The organism is Gordonia humi (assembly GCF_014197435.1).
GTDB lineage: Bacteria > Actinomycetota > Actinomycetes > Mycobacteriales > Mycobacteriaceae > Gordonia > Gordonia humi.
Genome location: NZ_JACIFP010000001.1, coordinates 3374921 through 3398581, shown reverse-complemented (window position 1 = coordinate 3398581; position 23661 = coordinate 3374921). Strand labels below are relative to the sequence as shown.

Annotated in this window: 21 protein-coding genes; 19 read left to right on the top strand and 2 right to left on the bottom strand. The window is 69.3% G+C overall.

The window, feature by feature from the left end:
• The first annotated feature begins 33 nt into the window (after positions 1-33).
• From BKA16_RS15590 to BKA16_RS15525, 14 genes are all read left to right on the top strand, one after another.
• A complete protein-coding gene (locus BKA16_RS15590; protein ID WP_183371548.1) occupies positions 34-864 on the top strand; it encodes a tRNA (adenine-N1)-methyltransferase in 831 nt (276 codons plus the stop codon).
• A 35-nt stretch (positions 865-899) separates the two neighbouring features.
• Positions 900-2567, top strand: coding sequence for a proteasome ATPase (arc, locus tag BKA16_RS15585; RefSeq protein WP_183371547.1), 1668 nt, complete (start codon positions 900-902; stop codon positions 2565-2567).
• 131 nt (positions 2568-2698) lie between these two features.
• Entirely contained in the window at positions 2699-5392 is a 2694-nt protein-coding gene (locus BKA16_RS15580) for an ATP-binding cassette domain-containing protein (protein ID WP_183371546.1), read from the top strand.
• A 62-nt stretch (positions 5393-5454) separates the two neighbouring features.
• On the top strand, positions 5455-6960 hold the full coding sequence (dop, locus tag BKA16_RS15575; protein ID WP_183371545.1) for a depupylase/deamidase Dop: 1506 nt from the start codon (positions 5455-5457) through the stop codon (positions 6958-6960).
• Positions 6961-7033: 73 nt separating this feature from the next.
• The gene (locus BKA16_RS15570) at positions 7034-7225 is read left to right on the top strand and encodes a ubiquitin-like protein Pup (protein ID WP_183373107.1); all 192 of its coding nucleotides are present in this window, start codon (positions 7034-7036) and stop codon (positions 7223-7225) included.
• The gene (prcB, locus tag BKA16_RS15565; RefSeq protein ID WP_343067453.1) at positions 7222-8052 is read left to right on the top strand and encodes a proteasome subunit beta; all 831 of its coding nucleotides are present in this window, start codon (positions 7222-7224) and stop codon (positions 8050-8052) included. Before BKA16_RS15570 ends, prcB begins: the two co-directional genes overlap by 4 nt.
• A complete protein-coding gene (prcA, locus tag BKA16_RS15560; protein ID WP_183371544.1) occupies positions 8049-8774 on the top strand; it encodes a proteasome subunit alpha in 726 nt (241 codons plus the stop codon). Before prcB ends, prcA begins: the two co-directional genes overlap by 4 nt.
• Before the next feature lies 1 nt (position 8775).
• On the top strand, positions 8776-10134 hold the full coding sequence (gene pafA, locus BKA16_RS15555) for a Pup--protein ligase (protein ID WP_183371543.1): 1359 nt from the start codon (positions 8776-8778) through the stop codon (positions 10132-10134).
• Between the two features lie 67 nt (positions 10135-10201).
• Positions 10202-11143, top strand: coding sequence for a helix-turn-helix transcriptional regulator (locus BKA16_RS15550; RefSeq protein ID WP_183373105.1), 942 nt, complete (start codon positions 10202-10204; stop codon positions 11141-11143).
• On the top strand, positions 11140-12096 hold the full coding sequence (locus BKA16_RS15545) for a helix-turn-helix transcriptional regulator (protein ID WP_183371542.1): 957 nt from the start codon (positions 11140-11142) through the stop codon (positions 12094-12096). The genes BKA16_RS15550 and BKA16_RS15545 overlap by 4 nt, the downstream gene beginning before the upstream one ends.
• A 120-nt stretch (positions 12097-12216) precedes the next feature.
• Positions 12217-12477 carry a Sec-independent protein translocase subunit TatA gene (tatA, locus tag BKA16_RS15540; RefSeq protein ID WP_183371541.1) on the top strand — a complete coding sequence of 87 codons (261 nt, stop codon included), beginning with the start codon at positions 12217-12219 and terminating at the stop codon, positions 12475-12477.
• Positions 12478-12564: 87 nt separating this feature from the next.
• Positions 12565-13500, top strand: a complete 936-nt coding sequence (gene tatC / locus BKA16_RS15535) for a twin-arginine translocase subunit TatC (protein WP_183373104.1) — start codon at positions 12565-12567, stop codon at positions 13498-13500.
• Positions 13501-13503: 3 nt separating this feature from the next.
• The gene (locus BKA16_RS15530; RefSeq protein WP_183371540.1) at positions 13504-16251 is read left to right on the top strand and encodes a DEAD/DEAH box helicase; all 2748 of its coding nucleotides are present in this window, start codon (positions 13504-13506) and stop codon (positions 16249-16251) included.
• A gap of 101 nt (positions 16252-16352) precedes the next feature.
• Positions 16353-17426 (top strand): DUF4333 domain-containing protein, encoded by a 1074-nt coding sequence (locus BKA16_RS15525; RefSeq protein WP_183371539.1) that lies wholly within the window; start codon positions 16353-16355, stop codon positions 17424-17426.
• 22 nt (positions 17427-17448) lie between these two features.
• Here the strand turns inward: BKA16_RS15525 and BKA16_RS15520 are convergent, their stop codons facing one another.
• On the bottom strand, positions 17449-18420 hold the full coding sequence (locus BKA16_RS15520) for a 5'-3' exonuclease (RefSeq protein WP_246371788.1): 972 nt from the start codon (positions 18418-18420) through the stop codon (positions 17449-17451).
• 39 nt (positions 18421-18459) lie between these two features.
• Between BKA16_RS15520 and BKA16_RS15515 the strand changes: the two genes are divergently transcribed.
• Positions 18460-19575, top strand: a complete 1116-nt coding sequence (locus BKA16_RS15515) for a M24 family metallopeptidase (protein WP_183371538.1) — start codon at positions 18460-18462, stop codon at positions 19573-19575.
• 51 nt (positions 19576-19626) lie between these two features.
• On the opposite strand, the gene BKA16_RS15510 is transcribed toward BKA16_RS15515, so the two are convergent.
• Positions 19627-20034 (bottom strand): TIGR03618 family F420-dependent PPOX class oxidoreductase, encoded by a 408-nt coding sequence (locus tag BKA16_RS15510; RefSeq protein ID WP_183371537.1) that lies wholly within the window; start codon positions 20032-20034, stop codon positions 19627-19629.
• A 44-nt stretch (positions 20035-20078) separates the two neighbouring features.
• On the opposite strand from BKA16_RS15510, the gene dprE2 reads away from it, so the two are divergent.
• From dprE2 to BKA16_RS15490, 4 genes are read left to right on the top strand one after another with little or no spacing between them, the layout of a single operon-like run.
• On the top strand, positions 20079-20828 hold the full coding sequence (gene dprE2 / locus BKA16_RS15505; RefSeq protein ID WP_343067452.1) for a decaprenylphospho-beta-D-erythro-pentofuranosid-2-ulose 2-reductase: 750 nt from the start codon (positions 20079-20081) through the stop codon (positions 20826-20828).
• Entirely contained in the window at positions 20825-22030 is a 1206-nt protein-coding gene (gene cbiE / locus BKA16_RS15500) for a precorrin-6y C5,15-methyltransferase (decarboxylating) subunit CbiE (protein ID WP_183371536.1), read from the top strand. The genes dprE2 and cbiE overlap by 4 nt, the downstream gene beginning before the upstream one ends.
• Complete coding sequence (cobM, locus tag BKA16_RS15495) at positions 22027-22803, top strand: precorrin-4 C(11)-methyltransferase (protein ID WP_183371535.1); 777 nt, start codon at positions 22027-22029, stop codon at positions 22801-22803. Before cbiE ends, cobM begins: the two co-directional genes overlap by 4 nt.
• Entirely contained in the window at positions 22796-23536 is a 741-nt protein-coding gene (locus BKA16_RS15490; protein WP_183371534.1) for a cobalt-precorrin-6A reductase, read from the top strand. The genes cobM and BKA16_RS15490 overlap by 8 nt, the downstream gene beginning before the upstream one ends.
• Positions 23537-23661: the final 125 nt, after the last annotated feature.

Here is a 23661-nt window from a genome sequence, read left to right as displayed (position 1 = left end):
CCTCCGCTCTCGACCCGAAGGACACCCATTCGCATGCCGACGACCGGCCCGTTCGCCGAGGGCGACCGCGTACAGCTCACCGACTCCAAGGGGCGCAAGTTCACCGTCGTCCTCGACCCCGGTAAGCAGTTCCACACCCACAAGGGCGGAATCGAGCACGACGATCTGATCGGCGCCCCGGAGGGCTCCATCGTGAAGTCGGTCAACGGCACCGAATACCTCGCGCTCCGTCCGCTGCTGACCGACTACATCCTGTCGATGCCCCGCGGGGCGCAGGTGATCTACCCGAAGGACACCGCGCAGATCGTCGCCGAGGGCGACATCTTCCCCGGCGCCCGGGTCCTCGAGGCCGGCGCCGGATCGGGATCCCTGACGCTGTCGCTGCTGCGCGCCGTGGGACCGGAGGGCTCGGTGCTCTCGTACGAGGTCCGCGACGACCACGCCGAGCACGCCGTCCGCAACGTGGAGACGTTCCTCGGCGAGCACCCGGACAACTGGACGCTCGTCGTCGACGATCTGGCCAATCACGATCCCGCCGACCAGTACGACCGCGTCATCCTCGACATGCTCGCCCCGTGGGAACAGCTCGAACTCGTCTCCAAGACGCTGCGACCCGGCGGCGTCCTGACTGTGTACGTCGCCACCGTCACCCAGCTCTCCAAGGTGGTCGAAGGTCTCCGCGAGCTCCAGTGCTGGACCGAACCGCGCGCCTGGGAGTCGTTCGTCCGCGACTGGAGCGCGGTGGGGCTGGCGGTGCGCCCCGAACACCGCATGCAGGGGCACACGGCGTTCCTGATCACGGCGCGACGACTCGCCGACGGCACGGAAACCCTCCGCGTGAAGCGGCGTCCCACGCGCGGGTAGCGTAGGAGGGAGAACTGTCGACGAAGGAGGGCCCGATGACCCCGACCACGGAGTCCGGTGCACACGGTGACAACCCGCAGGAGCGGATCGAGAAGCTGACGGCGCGCAACGCCAAGCTCCTGGAGACGCTCAAAGAGGCGCGGCAGCAACTCATCGCCCTGCGTGAAGAAGTCGACAACCTCGGGCAGCCGCCCAGCGGATACGGGGTGCTCCTGGGCGTCGCATCCGACGACAACGTGGACGTGTTCACCTCCGGCCGGAAGATGCGCCTGACGGTCTCGCCGAACATCGACGTCCAGACGCTCACCCGCGGACAGTCGTTGCGGCTCAACGAGGCGCTCACCGTGGTCGAGGCGCTCGGCTACGACGAGGTCGGCGAGATCGCCACCCTGCGCGAGGTCCTCGCGGGCGGTCGCCGCGCCCTGGTCGTCGGACACACCGACGAGGAGCGCATCGTCTCGCTCGCCGACACCCTGGTGCACACCGACGACGGCGGGGGATCCGAGCGCAAGCTGCGCCCGGGCGATTCGCTGATGATCGACGGCAAGGCCGGATTCGCCCTCGAACGCATCCCCAAGGCCGAGGTCGAGGACCTCGTCCTCGAGGAGGTCCCCGACGTCGACTACTCCGACATCGGCGGCCTGCGTCGTCAGATCGAACAGATCCGCGACGCCGTCGAACTGCCGTTCCTGCACAACGACCTGTTCGCCGAGTACTCGCTGCGTCCGCCGAAGGGCGTTCTGCTGTACGGTCCGCCCGGAAACGGCAAGACGCTCATCGCCAAGGCCGTCGCGAACTCGCTGGCCAAGCAGATCGCCGAACACCGCGGCGACGATCAGGCCGAGGCCAAGAGCTACTTCCTGAACATCAAGGGTCCCGAGCTGCTCAACAAGTTCGTCGGCGAGACCGAACGGCACATCCGTCTGATCTTCCAGCGGGCGCGCGAGAAGGCCTCCGAGGGCACCCCGGTCATCGTCTTCTTCGACGAGATGGACTCGATCTTCCGCACCCGCGGATCCGGTGTGTCGTCCGACGTCGAGACCACCGTGGTCCCGCAGCTGCTGAGCGAGATCGACGGTGTCGAGGGGCTGGAGAACGTCATCGTGATCGGCGCCTCCAACCGCGAGGACATGATCGACCCGGCCATTCTGCGCCCGGGACGACTTGACGTGAAGATCAAGATCGAGCGTCCCGACGCCGAATCGGCCGTCGACATCTTCACCAAGTACCTGACGCCCGGGCTCCCGTTGCACCCGGACGACGTCGCCGAGTTCGGCGGCGACGCGCAGGCCTGCGTGGACGCGATGATCCAGCGCGTCGTGGAGCGCATGTACGCCGAGACCGACGACAACCGGTTCCTCGAGGTCACCTACGCCAACGGCGACAAGGAGGTCATGTACTTCAAGGATTTCAACTCGGGCGCGATGATCCAGAACATCGTCGACCGGGCCAAGAAGTACGCGATCAAGGCGCATCTCGACAGTGGACAGCGTGGTCTGCGGATCTCGCATCTGCTCGATTCGATCCTCGACGAGTTCTCCGAGAACGAGGATCTGCCGAACACCACCAACCCCGACGACTGGGCGCGGATCTCCGGTAAGAAGGGCGAGCGGATCGTCTACATCCGCACCCTGGTCACCGGAAAGGGCAGTGGTGCGAGCCGGGCCATCGACACCGAGTCGAACACCGGCCAGTACCTGTAGGACGCTCGGGGCCTGTCGGACACTCGGGCCTGTCGGATGCTCGGGGGACGACCCGCCGACGTGAATGACCGGTTCGCGCCGTCATTCCGGTAAACGGGACTGGCGAGCCGAACCGGCTATGGTGTTCTGCGATGAGCACTCACGGAATCACCCCGCTGCAGGTTCGGGTCGGGCCGGGCGGCCCGCAGACGATCCGAACCAGTCCGGTGTCGTTGGGGCGCACACCGGACAACGAGATCGTGGTCGACCATCCGCTGGTCTCGCGGCGGCAGCTGTCGATCGAGTGGTCGGCCGTCGACGGCTGGCAGGTGATCGACGCGGGCAGTACGAACGGAATGTTCGTCGGCGGGATCCGGCAGAACGTGGTGGCGGTCGTCGGGTCGGCCCGTGTCCGTCTCGGCGACGCGACGAGCGGCCCGGTGCTGGAGTTGACCGCACTGGCGCCCGCGCGGCCCACGATCGTCCCAGCGTCCGGACGCACGCCCGCGCAGCCGCAGACGCCGTCCCCGCCGGCCCCCTCGGAGCCGCAGTCGTCGCGGGTCCCACCGCAGCAGGCACCCCGACCGCCGCGGCCGCAGACGCCACCGCCGTCGAATCCGGTTCGCGCACAACAGCAGCAACGGTCCCGGCCGATGCCCGCGCAACCCCGGCCCCAGTCCGGTCCCAATCAGTCCGGCCCCAACCAGTCCGGTCCCAACCCGTCCGACCCCAATCAGTCCGGCCCCGGTCGGCCTCGTCCGACCCCGCCGCGTAGGGCGCCCCGGTTCGGCGAGCTCGCGGACGCGCCTCATCTGGCGGCTCTGCATCAGAACGCGTCGGCGGTCTTCGAGGTCCCCTCGGATCTGCGGGTCGGCCGCGAGACGATCGTCCTGTCGGGAACTCAGCGCATCGGTCGCACCCCCGACAACGACATCGTCGTCAGCGACGTCCTGGCCTCGCGTCATCACGCGAGGGTCACGTCCACGCCCCAGGGCCTGCTCCTGGAGGACCTGGGCAGTGTCAACGGCACGTTCGTCAACGGACGTCGCGTCATGGCGCACCGCCTGTCCGAGAACGACGTCGTCACCATCGGCAACTCCGACTTCGTGATGACCGGGGGCGTGCTGGTGCGCGGCCGCCCGCAGACCGAGGTGGCGGGCGGAGTCCGGGTGGACGGGGTCGGCCTGACGATCGACGGCAAGACCCTGCTCAACGACATCTCCTTCGACGCCGCGCCCGGAACTCTCACGGCGATCATCGGCCCGTCGGGTGCGGGAAAGTCGACGATCTCGAAGATCGTGGCCGGACTCGGCGACCCGACGGTCGGCGTCGTCACATTCGAGGGTCGCGGTGTGCACGCCGAGTACGAGGCGCTGCGCACCCGCATCGGCATGGTCCCGCAAGACGACGTGCTGCATCGGAAGCTGACACTGCGGCAGGCGCTGCGCTACGCCGCCGAACTCCGACTGCCCGCCGACCTCTCGACCGCCGACCGCGACCACGTGATCGACGGTGTGCTCAGCGAACTCCAGCTCACCGAGCACGTCGACACCCGGGTCGACAGACTGTCCGGCGGACAGCGCAAACGCGCCTCCGTCGCGATGGAACTGCTGACCGGGCCGTCGCTGCTGATCCTCGACGAGCCGACGTCGGGTCTGGACCCGGCACTCGACCGTCAAGTGATGCAGACCCTGCGTCGGCTGGCCGACGCGGGTCGCGTGGTGCTCGTCGTGACCCACTCGTTGACCTACCTGAGCCTGTGCGACCGGGTGCTGCTCCTGGCGCCCGGCGGCAAGACGGCGTTCTGCGGTGCGCCGAAGGACGTCGGCGCTGAGCTCGGCACCACCGACTGGGCCGAGATATTCGCCTTCACCGCCGATCACCCGGACCAGGCGTGGGCGGCTTATCGGCACCGGCATCCGCATTCGTCGTCGCCGCCCGCCGCACCGTCGACCGGACCATCGGTCGAGGTGCACCAGGCCAGCGCGGGCAGGCAGGCCTCGACCGTCTTCCGTCGCCAGCTGCGGCTGATCCTGGCCGACCGCGGATACCTCGTGTTCTTGTTGCTCCTGCCGATCGTGCTGGGGGCGTTGACCCTGGTGATCCCGGGGGAGAACGGCTTCGGGCTCATCGAGACCGAACCCGGTCTGGCACCCGGGTCGTCGATACCGTCGAGTCCGGAGGCGATCCAGCTCCTGGTGGTGCTGGTGATCGGCGCGGCCTTCATGGGCGCGGCGCTCACCGTCCGCGATCTGGTCGGGGAGCGACCGATCTTCGAACGGGAACGAGCCGTGGGACTGCGGCCCGGAGCCTATCTGGCCGCCAAGGCGGTCGTGTTCTTCTCGTTGACGGCGATGCAGAGCGCCATCATGCTCGGCATCACCTACGGACTGCGCGACATCCCGGAGTTCGGCGGCGTGGTCCTCCCTCCGCCGGTGTCGCTGTTCGTCGCGATCGCGGCCCTGGCGTGTGTGAGCACCCTGGTCGGGTTGGCGATCTCCTCGCTCGTGCGGTCCAACGAGCAGACGATGCCGCCGCTGGTGATCGTCGTGATGGTTCAGCTCGTGTTCTGCGGCGGCCTGTTCCCGATCACCGCGACCGGCGCCGCCCAGCTCGGCTGGATCTTCCCGGCGTACTGGGGCTTCACCGCCGCCGCGCAGTCGGTCGACGTCCCGCGGGTCAACCCGGAGGCCACTCAGGTCCGGCAGGTGCCGGGCAAGGCGGTCGAATACCCGTGGTGGGAGCCGACCACCGCGCACACGGTGCTCGCCTACGGAGTCCTGGCGGTGATGGCCGTGCTGCTCCTCGCCCTGATCTACTCGCGGCTGCGCCTGCGCAAACGCTGACCGCTTCGGCGGCCGATCGCCCGCGCCCGGCACCGTCCCCGCGCCCGGTTACCCTGGGTGACATGCAGCGCATCATCGGCACCGAAGTCGAGTACGGCATCTCGGCACCGTCGGACCCCACCGCGAATCCCATCATGACCTCGACGCAGGCCGTCCTCGCGTACGCGGCGGCGGCCAGTGTGCCGCGACGTGATCGGCGCACTCGCTGGGACTACGAGGAGGAGTCGCCGCTGCGCGACGCACGGGGATTCGACCTCGGTCGTCACACCGGCCCCGCACCGATCATCGACGCCGACGAGATCGGCGCCGCCAACATGATCCTCACCAACGGCGCCCGACTCTACGTCGACCACGCGCATCCGGAGTATTCGGCGCCCGAGGTGACCGATCCGCTCGACGCGGTGATCTGGGACAAGGCGGGCGAGCGCGTGATGGAGGAGGCGGCACGCTACGTCGCCAGTGTCCCGGGAGCACCGCGGCTGCAGCTGTACAAGAACAACATCGACGGCAAGGGCGCCTCATACGGCACCCACGAGAACTATCTGATGCGCCGCGACACCCCGTTCGAGTCGATCATCGTCGGCCTCATGCCGTTCTTCGCCTCCCGCCAGGTGATCTGCGGATCCGGCCGCGTCGGCATCGGGCAGCGCGGCGAGGAGCCCGGCTACCAGCTGTCCCAGCGCGCCGACTACATCGAGGTCGAGGTCGGCCTGGAGACCACCCTCAAGCGGGGGCTGATCAACACTCGCGACGAGCCGCACGCCGACCCGGACAAGTACCGTCGCCTGCACGTGATCATCGGCGACGCGAACCTCGCCGAGACCGCAACCTACCTCAAGGTCGGCACCACCGCGTTGGTCCTGGACCTCATCGAGGCCGGTGTCGACCTGACCGATCTCGCACTGGCCCGCCCCGTCGAGGCCGTACACGCCATCAGTCACGACCCGACCCTGCGGGCCACCGTGGCCCTGGCCGACGGCCGGGAGCTGACCGGCCTGGCACTGCAGCGCGAGTACCTCGCCCGCGTGAGCGCACACCACGATGAGCACGCCTCCGACGACGAGCGCGCCGCCCATGTCATCGCGACCTGGGCCGACGTCCTCGACAAGCTCGAACGGGATCCGATGGAGTGCGCCGACCTCCTCGACTGGCCCGCCAAACTGCGGCTCCTCGACGGATTCCGCACCCGGGAGGGGCTGGGCTGGGCGGCCTCGCGGCTGCAGCTCATCGACCTGCAGTACTCGGACGTCCGACTCGACAAGGGGCTGTACAACCGGCTCGTCGCCCGCGGCTCCATGCAGCGGCTGGTGACCGAGGAGCAGGTCGTGGCGGCGGTGTCGACGCCGCCGGAGTCCACGCGCGCGTACTTCCGTGGCGAATCGGTGCGACGCTTCGGCGCCGACATCGCGGCCGCGAGCTGGGACTCGGTGATCTTCGACGTCGGGGCGGACTCGCTGGTCCGCATCCCGATGCCGGAACCGTTGCGCGGCACGCGCTCTCATGTCGGCGACCTGCTCGACACCGCGACCTCGGCCGTCGAGCTGGTAGATCAGCTGACGGCGAACTGACCGGCGATTCGCCGCATCCCCGGGTGCGGCGCACCGGTAGTGTTGAAGGACAACCACTCTTCAGGAGGCGATGATGGCGCAGGAGCAGACCAAGCGGGGCGGCGGTTCGGGCGACGACGAGGCGATCGGCGGCGACGGCGCAGGTCAGGAGCGCCGGGAGAAGCTCGCAGTCGAGACCGACGATCTGCTCGACGAGATCGACGACGTGCTGGAGGAGAACGCCGAGGACTTCGTCCGCGCATACGTTCAGAAGGGCGGGCAGTGACCGCCCGTTCCGGCGGCATCGGCAGGCACGACATCTCCTCGTTCACCGAATTCCTCCGTGCCAACGCCCCGGACCGTCTTCCGGGGGCGTCGGCGGGAGTCGGTCTGCCCCTCGATGCGGCCGAACAGATTCCGCACGGCACCACGATCGTCGCCGTCGGCTACCGCGGGGGAGTGATCCTCGCCGGAGACCGGCGGTCCACCATGGGCAACGTCATCGCCACCCGCGACGTGCAGAAGGTGTACCTCACCGACGAGTACTCGGCCGCGGGCATCGCAGGCACCGCGGGCATCGCCATCGAGATGGTCAAGCTGTTCGCCGTCGAACTCGAGCACTACGAGAAGATCGAAGGCGTTCGGCTCACCCTCGACGGCAAGGCCTCTCGACTCGCGTCCATGGTCCGTGGCAACCTCGGCGCGGCCATGCAGGGACTGGCCGCGATCCCGCTGCTCGTGGGCTACGAGCCGTCGGCGGAGCCGACGCACGGGCGGATCTTCTCCTTCGACGTCGCCGGGTCGCGGCACGAGGAACGCGGCGGGTACGACGCCATCGGATCCGGATCGGTGTTCGCTCGCTCATCGCTCAAGAAGCTCTACCGCGCCGACATCACCGGCGACGACGCGCTCGCACTCGCCGTCGAGGCGCTCTACGACGCGGCCGACGACGATTCGGCGACCGGCGGTCCGGATCTGATCCGTCGGATCTTCCCCACCGCCGTGCGGATCGACGACGACGGTGCACGCGAGGTGCCCGAGGCGGAGATCGCCGATGCGGCGCAGGCCGTGGTCGACCGACGCGCCGCCGAGAACCGAGAGGGCGCGCGATGACCTTTCCGTACTACGCGAGTGCCGAGCAGATCATGCGCGACCGCTCGGAACTGGCGCGCAAGGGCATCGCTCGCGGACGCAGCGTCATCGCCCTGACCTACGACGAGGGCGTGCTGTTCGTCGCGCACAATCCGTCCAACACGCTCCGCAAGATCAGCGAGATCTACGATCGGATCGGATTCGCCGCGGTCGGCAAGTACAACGAGTTCGAGAGTCTGCGCAAGGCCGGGATTCAGCTCGCCGATCTGCGCGGATACTCGTACGACCGCGCCGATGTGACCGGGCTGTCGCTGGCCAGCGCATACGCGAACACGCTCGGCACCGTCTTCACCGAGCAGGCCAAGCCGTTCGAGGTCGAGTTGTGCGTCGCCGAGGTCGGGCGCTACGACACGCGGACCCCGTCGCAGCTGTACCGCATCGGATACGACGGGTCCATCGTCGACGAGCAGTCGTTCCTGGTGATGGGCGGTGCCACCGAGCCGATCGTCACGTCGATGACGGAGTCCTATCGCTCGGACATGCCGCTCGAGGAGGCACTGCGCGCGGCCGCACGCGCACTCGCGACGCCCGCGGAGAAGAACGACAAGACCGAGCAGTCGACGGCGTCGCCGACCCTTCCGGTCGCCGAGATCGAGGCCGCGGTCCTCGACCGCACGCGCACCCGGCGCGCATTCCGGCGGCTCACCGACGAGCGGGTCGCCGAACTGTTGGGAGAGGACTGACGTGGAACGCCGCATCATGGGCATCGAGACCGAGTTCGGTGTCACCTGCACCTCCCACGGACAGCGCAGGCTTAGCCCGGACGAGGTGGCGCGCTACCTGTTCCGGCGAGTGGTGGCGTGGGGGCGGTCGTCGAACGTGTTTCTGGAGAACGGCGCCCGACTGTACCTGGACGTCGGCTCGCATCCCGAGTACGCGACCGCCGAATGCGATTCGATCGCACAGCTGATCGCCCACGACCGCTCGGGTGAGCGCATCCTGGAAGATCTGGTCGTCGACGCCGAACAGCGGCTCGCCGACGAGGGCATCGGCGGCGACATCTACCTGTTCAAGAACAACACCGATTCGGCGGGCAACTCGTACGGCTGCCACGAGAACTACCTGGTGAGTCGGATGGGGGAGTTCGGTCGGGTCTCCGACGTCCTGTTGCCGTTCCTGGTGACCCGCCAGCTCATCTGCGGCGCGGGCAAGGTGCTGACCGTCGGACAGGACGCGACGCTGTGCCTGTCCCAGCGCGCCGACCACATCTGGGAGGGCGTGTCCTCGGCCACCACGCGGTCGCGGCCGATCATCAACACGCGCGACGAGCCGCACGCCGACGCGGAGAAGTACCGACGCATGCATGTGATCGTCGGCGACTCGAACATGTCGGAGACCACCACCATGCTCAAGGTCGGTTCGGCCCTGCTCGTGCTGGAGATGATCGAGTCGGGGATCTCGTTCCACGACTTCGCCCTGGACAACCCGATCCGCGCCATCCGCGACATCAGCCACGATGTGAGCGGGCGGCGGGAGGTCCGCCTGGCGGGCGGCCGAACGGCGAACGCGCTGGCGATCCAGCGCGAATACCATGCCCGCGCGGTGAAGCATCTGGAGAACCGCACACCGGACGAGACGATGGACCGGGTGGTCGACCTGTGGGGCCGCATGCTCGACGCCGTCGAATCCGGTGACTTCAGCGCGGTCGACACCGAGGTCGACTGGGTGATCAAGCAGAAGCTGTTCCGCCGGTACCAGGACCGTTACGGCATCGACCTGTCCGATCCGAAGATCGCTCAACTCGACCTCGCCTACCACGACATCCGTCGCGGGCGCGGCGTGTTCGATCTGCTCCAACGCAAGGGGCTCGCCGCCCGGACCGTGACCGACGCCGAGATCGACGCCGCGGTGTCCACGCCGCCGCAGACCACGCGCGCCAAGCTGCGCGGCGACTTCATCGCCGCGGCGACCAAGGCCGAGCGCGACTTCACCGTCGACTGGGTTCATCTCAAACTCAACGATCAGGCCCAGCGGACGGTGCTGTGCAAGGATCCGTTCCGCAGCGTCGACGAGCGCGTCGATCGCCTGATCGCGTCCCTGTAGGACATAGGATCACGGCGTGGCATCCACCTCGAAACCGGAACGGCTGCTCAATCTGGTCATCTGCCTGATGTCGACGAGTCAGTTCGTGAGTGCGGAGTATCTTCGGACCAACGTCGCCGGATACGACGGCGATCAGAGCGAGGACACCTTCAAGCGCATGCTCGAACGAGACAAGAACGAGCTGCGTGAACTCGGCATCCCCGTCGTGACCGGGCGGAACGGCGTCGGCGACGAAGGGTATCGGATCAAGCCGGACGATTACGCGCTGCCCGACATCAGCCTGGAGACCGACGAGGCCGCGGCGCTGGCGGCCGCCGCGGCCGTGTGGCACGAGCCCGAGGTCGCGGCCGTGTCGCAGAGCGCCGTGCTGAAGCTCCGCGCGGCGGGCGTCGAGGTCGTCGCCCCGGACGAACTGGGCGTCACCCAGGCCGGGGGACCGCGGTCGTTGGGGTCCGAGCGTGTGATCCGAGGCCTGATCGAAGCGGTCGAGGCTGCCCAGTCGGTGACGTTCACCCACCGCTCGACCCGAGGCCGGGCGGTCCGCCGACTCGAGCCGTGGGGCGTCGTCGGGAACCGCGGCCGCTGGTACGTGATCGGTCACGATCTCGACCGCGGCGCCACCCGGACGTTCCGGCTGTCTCGCGTGGAGGACGTCGCGGTCGCGTCGGACCGGGGCACCGTGCACGTGCCGGCCGGACTCGATCTCAACACTCTGGTCGACGAGGCGGTCTCGCGGACCGACGACGCGACGGGCGGCACCGCGCGGATCTGGCTCGCCGACGGGCGTGCGCAGGGACTGCGCCGCATGGCGACGTCGCTGACGTCCGAACCGCTCGGATCCGAGCCGGGCGACGTCGCCGAGATCGAGCTGCGTTCACGCGTCGGCGTCGTTCGAGCGGTGCTCAGCGCGGGGGCCGACGCCGTCGTCCTCGAACCCGCGGATCTGCGGGAGACGGTGATCGACGAGCTCGATCGGCTCGTCGCCGCGCCGGAGGGGGCGAACCGATGAGCGCGGCGCCCACGAGGCTGTCCCGGCTGCTGGCGATGGTCCCGTACTTCCTGGCGCGCCCGGGCATCAAACTCTCGACGGCGGCCGTCGACCTCGGGCTCACCGAACGACAGCTCACCAAGGACCTGGAGCAGCTGTTCGTCTGCGGTCTGCCCGGCTACATGCCCGACGATCTCATCGACATCGAGTTCTCCAGCGGATACGTGCACGTCGGGTTCACCGCGGGCATGGATCGGCCGCTGCGGCTGACCGGCACGGAGGCCAACGTCCTGCTGATCGCGCTGCGCATGCTGGTCGACACCGGCGCCGTCGACGCCGATGCGGTGCGCCGGACCATGGCGAAGATCGAGGAGGCGGTCGGGGAGTCGCATGCGGCGGTCTCGGCGGCGCCGATGGCCGTCGACGCCGACGACCCGGTGCGCCGGACGATCCGTGCGGCGGTCAACGACCGCGCCGCGCTGGCGATCCAGTACTACACGCCCAGCCGCGACGAGGTGACCGACCGGATCGTCGATCCGATCGGGATCAAGGCCGTCGACGGGCAGAGCTACCTGGAGGCGTGGTGCCGCTCGTCGGATGCGGTGCGCCTGTTCCGATTCGACCGGGTGCTGGCCGCCGAGCCGACCGGCGAGCCGTCGTCGCCGCCCGCCGACACACCCGTCCAGGAGTTCTCGACGGGTTCGACGCTGCCCCACGATCTGCCCACCGCGCGCATCGAGATCGATCCGGACGCGCGGTGGCTGCTCGAGTACTACCCGGCCGAGCCGGAGGTCGAGTTGTCCGCCGAGACAGACGGTCCGATCACCGCTAGGCTTCGGTACGGATCGCCGCAGTGGCTCGTGCGGTTCCTCCTCGGATTCGGCGGCCGCGTGCGTCTGGTCGATGCGCCGGACGAACACGATGTGGCCCGGGCCGTCGCCGCGACCGCGTCGGCGGCGCGGTCGAGATACTGATCGCCCGAATCGGGTGATGATACAACTCAACAGACTGTGTTCCGCCGGTGTCCGGCCGGACCCTCGCCGAACGAGTAGAGTGAGCACAGACATCACGAAAGAACTAACGGAGGTTTCTTCATGGGCGCCCTCTCCTGGTGGCACTGGGCAATCGTGCTCGTCGTGCTCGTCGTACTCTTCGGCTCCAAGAAGCTGCCCGAGGCCGCACGCGGCCTGGGACGCTCGATGCGCATCTTCAAGTCGGAGATGGCGGAGATGACGAAGGACGGCGACAAGGACAAGACGCACGTCGACGTCCAGGCTCCGCACGAACTGACCACGAGCGATCCGGACGTCGATGTGAACGTCACCGTCAGCGACGAGACCAAGAAGTCGGCGTAGCCGCGCACCTGACTGTCTCGCGTGCGCATCAACCTCCGCCGACTCGACCCTCGACAACGACGCAGCAAGGTCAATCCCGACGGCTCGATGCCTCTTCGGGAGCACCTGTACGAACTCCGGTACCGTCTGCTCGTCGCGCTCGCGGCCATCGTCCTGACGACGATCGTCGGCTTCATCTGGTACAGCTACGGACCGTGGCGCATCGAATCGCTCGGTGAGCTCCTGCGCCGACCGTACTGTGATCTGCCCGCCGACACGCGGGCCACACTGACTCCCGACGGGGAGTGCCGACTGCTGGCGACCGGGCCGTTCGACCAGTTCATGCTGCGTCTGCAGGTCGCGTTGACCGCGGGCATCGTGCTGGCGTGTCCGATCTGGTTCTACCAACTGTGGCGTTTCATCACGCCCGGCCTGCACACGAACGAACGCAAGTACGCGGGGAGCTTCGTCTCCGCATCGGCCGTCCTGTTCGTCGGCGGCGCGGTGCTCGCGTACTTCATCGTCTCGAAGGCCTTCAAGTTCCTGCTGACCGTCGGCAACGACGTCCAGGTGACCGCGCTCTCCGGCGACCAGTACTTCAGCTTCATGCTGCATCTGCTGATCATCTTCGGCATCAGTTTCGAACTGCCCCTGCTGATCGTCGCGTTGAACCTGGTCGGCGTCCTCAAATACGCCAAGCTCAAGGTGTGGCGTCGGGGACTGATCTTCACCATGTTCGTGTTCGCGGCGGTGGTCACCCCCGGTCAGGATCCGTTCACCATGCTCGCGCTCGCGCTGGCGCTGACGGTTCTGCTCGAGTTCGCGATCCAGTTCGCGCGGCTGCACGATCGACGCAAGGCCAAGCGGAGTCCGGACTGGATGGACATCTCCGACGACGAGGCCTCTCCGCTCGATCACCGGGTCGGCTCGGAACAGGCCTCCGCGGTGGAGCGACCCGCCCCGGTGGCTCCCGCGTCGACTCTGGGCGGTGCCCCGAAGCGGAGTTCGGTGCGCGCGGCCGACACATTCGATGACATCCTGTAGGGGATGAGTACGAACCCTGTGATCACCGGTGAACAGCTGTCCGCCTTCACCGAGCGGCTGGACTTCGCGATCGATCCCTTCCAGATCCAGGCGTGCACCGCACTGGAGGACGGACTCGGGGTCCTCGTGTGCGCGCCGACCGGTGCGGGCAAGACGATCGTCGGCGAGTTCGCCGTCCACCTCGCGTTGGCGCGCGGCGGCAAGTGCTTCTATACGACGCCGATCAAGGCGTTGAGCAATCAGAAGTACCACGATCTGGTGACGGCGCACGGCGACGAGAACGTGGGTCTGTTGACGGGCGACAACTCGATCAACTCGTCGGCGCCGGTGGTCGTCATGACCACCGAGGTGTTGCGCAACATGATCTACGCCGACTCGCCCGCGCTGGTCGGCCTGTCGCACGTGGTGATGGACGAAGTCCACTTCCTCGCCGATCGCTTCCGCGGTGCGGTGTGGGAGGAGGTGATCCTCGGACTCGACGCCGACGTGCGGGTGGTCAGTCTGTCGGCGACCGTCAGCAACGCGGAGGAGTTCGGCGACTGGATCACCGCGGTCCGCGGCGACACCGCCGTCGTCGTCGACGAGCATCGACCGGTGCCGCTGCACCAGCACATGCTGGTCGGCAACCGGATCTTCGAACTGTTCGACCGCCGTCCGCGCGGCGGCGACAAGCGGGAGGTCAATCCCGAGCTGAGCCGCTACATCAAGCACCGGGTCCTCGGTGCCGACGCGGTCGGTCAGTATCGGAACGCGATGGCGCGCGAGCGCGGACGGCGGGGCAGTCGATCGACCGGCGTCTCCCGTCCTCGCCTGATCTCGATGCTCGCCGACGAGGGCCTGCTCCCGGCGATCACCTTCATCTTCTCCCGCGCCGGTTGCGAGGGCGCCCTCGCCCAGTGCCTGCGTTCGGATCTGCATCTGCTCGAACCCGCCGAGGCCGACCGCGTCGACGAGGTCGTCGACCGTCATCTCACCGAGCTCGCCCCCGGCGATGCGGCGGTGCTCGGCGTCGACGATTGGCGCGCGGGGCTGCGCCGCGGTTTCGCCGCGCATCACGCGGGCATGCTGCCGACGTTCCGGCAGGCGGTCGAGGAGCTGTTCGTGATGGGTCTGGTGAAGGCGGTCTTCGCGACGGAGACCCTCGCCCTCGGTATCAACATGCCGGCGCGCAGCGTCGTGCTCGAGCGTCTGGTCAAGTACAACGGCGAATCGCATGTCGACCTCACGCCGGGGGAGTACACGCAGCTGACCGGCCGAGCCGGTCGCCGGGGCATCGACGTCGAGGGCCACGCCGTGGTGGTGTGGACGCCCGAGGTGATCCCCGAGCGGGTCGCCGGGCTCGCGGGCGCGCGCACCTTCCCGCTCCGGAGCTCGTTCGCACCCGAGTACAACATGGCGATGAATCTCATCGACCGGCTCGGACTCGACGGTTCCCGGGAACTGCTGCGGCAGTCGTTCGCCCAGTTCCAGACCGACCGCTCGGTGGTCGGCCAGGCCCGCCAGCTCGACTCGGCGACGCGGAGCCTGCGCAAGATCGACGGCGAGCTCGACGCCGCCTCCGGCAGGCACTCCCTCGATCCCGAGACGTTCGTCGAGTACGTCGAGCTGCGCGCGGCGATCAAGCAGCGCGAACGCGCTCAGCGGTTCATCCGCCGTTACGACAGCGAGCAGTCGATCGCCGAAGACCTGGGCGCCCTCAAACGCGGTCACGTCGTCGCGGTGCAGGCCGGTCGGCATCGAGGGTTGGCCGTGGTCCTGGATCCCGCGTGGCGGGGCGCCGACCCGAAGCCGCTCGTGTTGAGCGAGGACGGCTGGGTCGGTCGTGTCGGAACCACCGAGTTCGTCAATCCGCCGGAGGTCCTCGGCAACATCCGGGTTCCGAAAGACACCAGGACGCGTCACGCCCGCCGGGAGATCGCGGCGAGTCTGCGGGACTCCGGCATCGAGCGGCCGCGCGGCCGTGTCAAGAAGAACGCGGCACCGACCGATCACGAGCTCGACGAGCTTCGCGGACGTCTGCGCCGACACCCGGTGCACAAGGCGGCCGGACTGGACGATCTGTTCCGGTTGGCCGAGCGGCGCGCGCGGATCCAACGCGAGGTCGGCGCCCTGGAGAAGTCGGTGCACGAGCGGACCTCCCAACTCGAGACCGACTTCGACGCCGTCGTCGCCGTCCTGCTGGAGTTGAACTACCTGGAGGACGACGGGCAGGGCGCGTTGAGCGTGACCCCGACGGGAACGGTCCTGCGTCGGATCTACAGCGAGAGCGATCTCCTCGTCGCCGAGTGCATTCGCGCGGGCGTGTGGGATCGGCTGACGCCGCCGGACCTCGCCGCGGTGGTGTCCGCGGTGCTGTTCCAGTCGCGTCGCGAGTCGTACAACGCGGGCGTCGACTCGATGCCCGGGAACCGGGCGCTGCGGGAGGCGCTGACGGGCACCCTCCAGGTGTGGGAGGCGACCAATCGGGTCCAGGATCGACACGGAGTCGTTCAAACGCGTGAACCCGACACCGGCTTCTGTGCGGCGGTGTTCGCATGGGCGTCGGGGCGGTCGTTGCGGGAGGCGCTGGCCGCCGCGTCCGAACAGGGCAACCTGCTGTCCCCGGGCGACTTCGTCCGGTGGAACCGGCAGGTCATCGACCTCTTGGAGCAGATCCGAGGCAGCCTCGATCCGGCGGCGCCGTTGGCCGGAGCGGCTAAGCGGGCGATCGCCGGAGTGCGCCGAGGAGTGGTCGCCTCCGAGCTCGATTGACCCGCCGACACCGGTCGTTCATGCCGGGTGCGCGGGTCGTCCTGCGGTAGCCTGACACCCGACGCAGACAGGGCATTCGACACTGACGAGGAGAGGTCTAGATGACCACTGGCAATGAGCCGACCGAGCCGGGTGCACCCGTGCCCGACGACGACAAGACGTCGATCGTGGAGCGGCCGGACGTCCCGGTGTCGGATGCGCCGACCGTCGGAGACGATGCCGACGCCACCACGATCTCGCAGCTGCCCGCGACGCCGGCACCGCAGCCGGACGCGTCGACCACCGCACCGAATCCGGGAGACGGGCAGGCCGCGTACGAGCAGACCGCTTTCGCGCCCGGCCCGCAGCAGCCGTCCGTCGGCGGTACCGCACCCTACACGCAGGCCGGAGTTCCGTCGGAACCGACGACGCCGCAGCCGACGCCCGAGTACGGTCAGCAGGCTCCGCAGTACGGTCAGCCGCCCGCCTACGGTCAGCAGGCCCCCCAGTACGGCCAGAACCCCCAGCCAGGTGTCGCCCCGCAGTACGGTGCGCCCGGCCAGCCGCCCCAGTCAGGCCAGCCGCCCCAGTACGGCCAGCCCGGTCCGTACGGTCAGGCACCCCAGTACGGGGCGCCCGCCTACGGTCCGACCGGGCAGCCGCAGTTCGACCCGAACCAGGGGCAGCAGTCGGCTCCCGGCCAGTACGGTGCGCCGGCATACCCCCAGGCCGGGCAGCCCGGCCGGCAGCCGTACGGGGCACCCGCGTACGGTCAGCAGGCTCCGCAGGCCGGGCAGCAGCCGTTCGCCGCCGACCCGACCCTCAACCCGTACGCTCCGACGGCCGACGGCGCGTCGTCGAGCGGCGGCAAGGGCAAGCTGATCGCGATCATCGGCGGCGTCGTCGTACTGATCGCCGCGATCGTGCTGATCACCGCGTTCGTGTGGCCGAACTGGGCCAAGGGCGGGCTCAACCAGAGCGCCGTCGAACAGGGCGTGCAGAAGATCCTGACGTCACCGGATCCCGACGGCTACGGGCTCAAGGACGTCAAGAACGTCAGCTGCCCCGGCGGCCAGAAGGTCGAGCAGGGCACTACCTTCACCTGCTCGGTGACCGTCAACGGTGACAACAAGCACGTCACCGTGACCGTCAAGGACGGGGACGGCACCTACGAGGTGTCTCGCCCGACGAACTGAGGCCGGTCCGCCGATCGGGGCACTAGAACCTCTCGTCCCAGCCCAGTGCCGTGGACAGTCGGTTGACGCTGCTGTCGACGCCGAGTTCGGCGACGAGGGCGCGAAGACCGTCGAGGTCGGCTGGGGCGGTCGGCAGCACGTCGTCCTCGAGGCTGTGGACGGTCTCGGCATCCGTGCGCACGGCGACGACCACCCGGGCCGCGCGCAGGTAGTCCTTCGATTCGACGATCGAGTTGCGGGCCCGTTTGGCGAGCGACGACGACGGGTCGTACGCGGCGGCCTCGAGCGCGTCGAGGTCGCCGTACTCGGTGATGAGCTTGGCAGCGGTCTTGTCGCCGATGCCGGGGACGCCCGGCAGGCCGTCCGACGGGTCGCCGCGCAGGATCGACATCTCCGCGTACGCGGCGCCGGCCCGGTCCGCCGGAACGTGGTACTTGTCGGCGACCTCGACCGGACCCATCAGCTCGGCGTTCTTGAGGCCGCGGCCCACGTACAGGACGCGGACGGTCACCGGATCGTCGGCCACCACCTGGAGGAGATCGCGGTCGCCGGAGACGACGAGGACGTCGTCGTCGGCCTCGGTGAAGGCCAGCGTGCCGATCACGTCGTCGGCCTCGCAGCCGACGGCCCCCGACGTGGCGATGCCGGCGCAGCGCAGCGCTTCGAGGATCATGTCGACCTGCGGGGTCAGCGTGTCGGGCACTTCTTCGACGTCACCGCTGCCGTCGCCTGCGGCGTGGTCGCCCACGGTCGCGACGCGATGCGCCTTGTACGACGGAATCAGATCGGTGCGGAACGTCGGGCGCCAGTCCAGGTCGAGGCACACGACGAGCCGGGTGGGCCGATGCTCGGTGACGAGTGCGGCGATCGTGTCGATGAAGCCGCGCACCGCGTTCACCGGGCGCCCGTCGGGGGAGGTCATCTTCTCCGGCAGGGCGTAGAACGAACGGAACCACAGGCTGGCGCCGTCGAGGAGCATCACTGATCCGGTCATGCCATCAGCTTTCCACACCGGTGCAATACCCTGGGTGCCATGGCAGCCCGATTCGAGTCCGATGTGTACGCCCGGCGCCTGGAGCGCGCCGCCGACCTCACCGTCCACGCGGGGTTCGACGCCCTCGTGGTCGGTACCGGCCCCGACTTCCGCTATCTGACCGGCTCCGACGCGGACACCTTCGAGCGACTGACCGCCCTGGTGATCCCGGCCCGCGGCCGTGCGCGGGTGGTCACCGCGCGACTGGAACTGGCGTCGCTGCGCGATTCGGCGATCGGCGATCTCGACCTCGACGTCGTCGACTGGGTCGACGGTCAGGACCCGTACGCATTGGCTCTCGCGGGGCTCGCCGATCCTCGCCTGGCCGTCTCGGACACGCTGCCCGCACTGCATCTGATTCCGCTGTCCGAGCGCTTCTCGCACGCCCCCGAGCTGGCGACCGGGGTGCTCCGCGAACTCCGGATGATCAAGGACGACGCCGAGATCGAGGCGCTGCGGCGAGCCGGTGCGGCGATCGACCGCGTGCACGCGAGAATGGGCGAGTTCCTGCGGCCCGGACGCACCGAGGGCCAGGTGGCCGCCGACATCGACGCCGCGATCCTCGCCGAGGGCCACACCGTCGCCGAGTTCATCATCGTCGGTTCGGGGCCGAACGGCGCCGATCCCCATCACGAGCACTCCGACCGCGTGATCGGCGTGGACGACATCGTCGTGATCGACATCGGCGGACCGGTGGAGCCCGGGTACAACTCCGACTCCACGCGCACCTACTGCTTCGCGCCGCCGCGTCCGGACATCGCCGCCGCCTACGACGTCCTCGAACGGGCGCAGGCGGCCGCCGTCGCGGTGGCCAGACCCGGTGTCACGGCGGAGGCCGTCGACGCCGCCGCCCGGTCGGTGATCACCGAGGCGGGCTACGGCGACCGGTTCATCCACCGCACCGGCCACGGCATCGGCCTGTCGGTCCACGAGGAGCCGTACATCGTCGCGGGCAACGACGAGATCCTCCGCGAGGGCATGGCCTTCAGCATCGAGCCGGGCGTGTACTTCGGCGGCGACTGGGGCGCCCGCATCGAGGACATCGTCGTGCTGACCGCCGACGGCTGCGAGCCGCTCAACAACCGGCCGCACTCCCTGGTGCGGTTGGCGCCGTGAGGGGGCGGACGACGACCGCCACATCGGCGGGTGACGGCCGACGCCGGTCCGTCACCGCTCGACGAACATCGACCGCGCACCCATCACCCGCGTGATCGTCACTTCGATGACCACACGCTTCGGATTCTCGCGCGGCGCCTTGTAGCGCGCGGCATAGCGGTCCTCGGCGTCGCGCACGGACGTCGCGTCGGTCAGCACGCGCGCCGGCCCCTCGACGGTGATCCACCGCGCGCCGTCGACGTGCGACAGCGACGCATAGGCGCCGCGCGCCGCATTGACGGCCTTCTGATTCCCGCCCGAGGTGATCACGCGCGCGAGGCCGGCATCGAGGTCGACGGTGAAGCCGATCGGGCACACGTGCGGTGTGCCGTCGCGCCGGAGCGTCGCGATGGAGCCCAGATGCCGTTCGGTGAGCATCGCGTGAGCTGCGGGCGAGAGGTCGGCGAGGGTGCGCGGCATGCTCCGACACTAGTCGGCGGACGCCGGGCTGGAATACTGCAGGTGTGGGAACCATCGTGCTCTTCGGCGGACGCAGTGAGATCGGCGTCGCCACCGCATCCAGACTCGCCGCCGGCCGCGAAGTGGTCTTGGCGGCCAGACGCCCCGACGACCTGGCGGTCGAGACCAGAGTCCTGCAGGCCGCCGGAGCGACGGCGGTGCACACCGTCGCGTTCGACGCCGACGACATCGCCTCGCACCCCGGGCTCATCGAGGCCGTCGTGGCCGACCACGGACCGATCGAGGCCGCGATCGTCGCCTTCGGCGTCCTCGGCGACGGCGCCCGCGCCGAGACGGACGTCGAGCACGCTCTGGCGATCGCGCACACCGACTACTACGCGCAGATCAGTGTGATCACTCCGCTGGCGGTGGCGTTGCGGGCGCAGGGATCGGGGACGATCATCGCGTTCTCGTCGATCGCCGGAGTCCGCGCCCGCAAGGCCAACTACGTCTACGGCTCCACCAAAGCCGGACTCGACGCGTTCGTCAGCGGCCTCTCCGACGCACTGCACGACACCGGCGTCCGGGTGCTTCTGGCCCGGCCCGGCTTCGTCGTCGGCGCCATGACCCGAGACCTGATGGCCTCCGGGGTGAAGCCCGCGCCCATGTCCGTGACCGCCGACCAGGTGGCCGACGCCGTCGCGACCGCCTATCGGAGGGGGCGCCGCGAGGTCTGGATCCCCGGACCGCTGCGCGCCGCGGCGTTCGCGATGAGACTGGTCCCGCGGTTCGTCTGGAGGCGACTGTCGCGGTGAGCGCATCCTTCGTCGTCGTCGGCATCGGTGCCGCCGGGTGGAACGGGCTGACTCCGGACGCGCATCGCGAACTCGAGGCCGCCCGGATCGTGTACGGCTCCGCGCGGCAACTCGATCTGCTGCCTCCCGTCGTCGACGCCGAACGGATCGTCTGGCGCAGCCCGATGAGCGAGCATCTCGCCGAACTCGCCGAGTCCGCACCCGACGCGCCGGTGCACGTGCTCGCCAGCGGTGACCCGATGTTCCACGGTGTCGGGGCATCGCTGGTCCGCGTACTCGGCGCCGACCGCGTCGAGGTGATCCCGACGCCGTCGAGCGCCACGCTGGCGGCCGCCCGCCTCGGATGGGATCTGGCGCGCACCGTCGTCGTCAGCTGTGTCACCGCATCGGTCGACGTGCTCGCGTCCCGACTCACGGACGGTGCGCGGATCCTGATCCTGTCTCGCGACGCGACGACGCCCGCCGATGTCGCGGACTTCGCGACCGGGCGGGGATTCGGCGCCTCGCCGATGGCGGTGCTGTCGGATCTGGGCGCACCGCACGAACGACACCACACCGGCACCGCCGCGACCTGGACCGGGGCGCCGTCGTCGCTGAACATCGTCGCACTCGACTGCGTCGGTCCGGTGTCGAGTCGGGCCCCCGGACTCGACGACGACGAATACACCCACGACGGCCAGCTCACCAAGCGGCCGATCCGGGCGCTCACGGTCAGCGCGCTGCGCCCCGCCGAAGGCCAGACGCTGTGGGACATCGGCGCGGGATCGGGCAGCATCGGCATCGAGTGGCTTCGCCTTCTCGACGGCGGACGCGTCTACGCGTTCGAGTCCGATCCTGAGCGGGCGCGCGTCGTCGCGGCGAACGCGCAGCGCCACGGTGTCGGCGATCGCCTCGTGGTCCGCGGCGGCGCACCGGACGCTCTGGCCGATGCGCCGACTCCGGACACCGTCTTCATCGGCGGCGGCATGACGCCGCGGGTGCTCGAGCACGCGTGGTCCGCGCTGCGGGTCGGCGGGCGGATCGTCGCCAACGCGGTGACCCGCGAGACCGAGCGGCTCGTCGCCGACGCCGCCGACCGTCGCGGTGGCGACCTGCTGCGTCTGAGTGTGGAACACGCTGCGCCGCTGGGCCGTTCGACGGCGTGGCGACCCTCGCTGCCGATCGTCCAATGGACCGCGACCAAGACTGAGGACAACGCTTGACCGTCTACTTCATCGGCGCGGGACCCGGCGCCGCCGACCTCATCACCGTGCGCGGCGCCGAACTCCTGACGCGTTGCCGCACCTGCCTCTACGCGGGGTCCCTGGTGCCCCGCGAACTGCTCGACCGACTGCCCGCCGGCGCCGCCGCGATCGACACGGCGAGGATGCCGCTGACCAGGATCATCGCCGAGATCGCGAAGGCACACGAGGCCGGGCACGACGTCGCACGCCTGCACTCGGGCGATCTGGCCCTCTACTCGGCGCTCACCGAACAGCTCAAGCACCTGCGCGAGCTCGACATCCCGTACGAGCTGGTTCCGGGAGTGCCCGCGTTCGCCGCGGCCGCCGCCGCCCTCGACGCCGAGCTCACGGTTCCCGGCGTCGCGCAGAGTCTGCTCATCACACGGGTGTCGACGCTGTCGACCGATATGCCGCCGGGGGAGGACCTGGCGTCTCTGGCTCGCACCGGCGTGACCCTCGCCCTGCACCTCGCGGCGCACCGCACCGAGCAGATCGTCGAGGAGCTGACGCCGCACTACGGCGCCGACGCTCCGACGGCGACCGTCGCGTTCGCCTCGCGTGCCGATCAGCAGATCGTGCGCGCACCGCTCGCGGATCTGCCCGCGGCCCTCGCCGACGCGGGCATCACCAAGACCGCGGTGATCCTCGTCGGGCGCGCGCTCGACGGGGCCGCGCACCCCGACCTCGTCGACAGCTATCTGTACTCGCAGGCGCGCATGACCAAGCTCCGAGGGAACGTCGCCGATGCCTGAGGTCCTGATCCTAGGAGGCACCGGCGAGGCCCGGGCGTTGGCGGCGCGACTGGCCGACGACGGCGTCGACGTGATCAGCTCCCTCGCCGGACGGGTGAGGAATCCGCGCCTCCCGGTGGGCGATGTTCGGATCGGCGGTTTCGGGGGCCGAGAAGGTCTCGCGGACTACTTGCGCGAGAACGGAGTCGGCACACTCGTCGACGCCACGCACCCGTTCGCCGCGCGGATCACCCCGAACGCCGTCGACGCGTGCGATGACGCCGATGTGCCGTACCTCCGACTCGCCAGACCCGCGTGGGAGCCGGGACCGCGGGACCGCTGGACGCGCGTGCCCGACATCGCCGCGGCGGCGCGGGCCGTCGCCGACCGCGGCGGACGGGTGTTCCTGACCACGGGCCGCCAGGACGTGTCCGCTTTCGCGGGCGTCGACAACGCGTGGTTCCTGATCCGCGTGGTCGACGAGCCCGACACCGCGCTGCCTCCGCACCATCTGGTCCTCCGCTCCCGCGGACCGTACACGCTCGCGAACGAGCGTGCGCTGATCGATGAGCACCGACTCGATCTGATCGTCACCAAGAACAGCGGCGGGTCGCTGACCTCGGCGAAGTTGCACGTCGCCGCCGAACGCGGTATCGAGGTGATCGTCGTCGACCGGCCGCCCGAACCCGCCGGGACGCTCTCGGTGTCGACCGTCGAGGAGGCGATGGAACGGGTACGCGGCCTGCTCGGTTGAGCACTGACCGGGGACCGATCTGACCGTGTCGTCATCGCATCCTCGCGCAAACGGTACGTGTGCTCGGAGCCGCCGCGTATACGAGGTCGGCTCCGAGCACACGTACCACTCCCGCGAGAACGACG

What these genes read in the sequence shown, in the direction of transcription:
- BKA16_RS15550 (WP_183373105.1), top strand. Translation starts at nt 10,202, where the DNA reads ATGTCGACGAGTCAGTTCGTGAGTGCGGAGTATCTTCGGACCAACGTC.
- BKA16_RS15525 (WP_183371539.1), top strand. Translation starts at nt 16,353, where the DNA reads ATGACCACTGGCAATGAGCCGACCGAGCCGGGTGCACCCGTGCCCGAC.
- BKA16_RS15510 (WP_183371537.1), bottom strand. Translation starts at nt 20,034, where the DNA reads ATGCCGCGCACCCTCGCCGACCTCTCGCCCGCAGCTCACGCGATGCTC.
- dop (WP_183371545.1), top strand. Translation starts at nt 5,455, where the DNA reads ATGCAGCGCATCATCGGCACCGAAGTCGAGTACGGCATCTCGGCACCG.
- BKA16_RS15580 (WP_183371546.1), top strand. Translation starts at nt 2,699, where the DNA reads ATGAGCACTCACGGAATCACCCCGCTGCAGGTTCGGGTCGGGCCGGGC.
- prcA (WP_183371544.1), top strand. Translation starts at nt 8,049, where the DNA reads ATGACCTTTCCGTACTACGCGAGTGCCGAGCAGATCATGCGCGACCGC.
- BKA16_RS15545 (WP_183371542.1), top strand. Translation starts at nt 11,140, where the DNA reads ATGAGCGCGGCGCCCACGAGGCTGTCCCGGCTGCTGGCGATGGTCCCG.
- tatC (WP_183373104.1), top strand. Translation starts at nt 12,565, where the DNA reads ATGCCTCTTCGGGAGCACCTGTACGAACTCCGGTACCGTCTGCTCGTC.
- BKA16_RS15570 (WP_183373107.1), top strand. Translation starts at nt 7,034, where the DNA reads ATGGCGCAGGAGCAGACCAAGCGGGGCGGCGGTTCGGGCGACGACGAG.
- BKA16_RS15490 (WP_183371534.1), top strand. Translation starts at nt 22,796, where the DNA reads ATGCCTGAGGTCCTGATCCTAGGAGGCACCGGCGAGGCCCGGGCGTTG.
- BKA16_RS15590 (WP_183371548.1), top strand. Translation starts at nt 34, where the DNA reads ATGCCGACGACCGGCCCGTTCGCCGAGGGCGACCGCGTACAGCTCACC.
- BKA16_RS15530 (WP_183371540.1), top strand. Translation starts at nt 13,504, where the DNA reads ATGAGTACGAACCCTGTGATCACCGGTGAACAGCTGTCCGCCTTCACC.
- BKA16_RS15520 (WP_246371788.1), bottom strand. Translation starts at nt 18,420, where the DNA reads ATGACCGGATCAGTGATGCTCCTCGACGGCGCCAGCCTGTGGTTCCGT.
- BKA16_RS15515 (WP_183371538.1), top strand. Translation starts at nt 18,460, where the DNA reads ATGGCAGCCCGATTCGAGTCCGATGTGTACGCCCGGCGCCTGGAGCGC.
- tatA (WP_183371541.1), top strand. Translation starts at nt 12,217, where the DNA reads ATGGGCGCCCTCTCCTGGTGGCACTGGGCAATCGTGCTCGTCGTGCTC.
- arc (WP_183371547.1), top strand. Translation starts at nt 900, where the DNA reads ATGACCCCGACCACGGAGTCCGGTGCACACGGTGACAACCCGCAGGAG.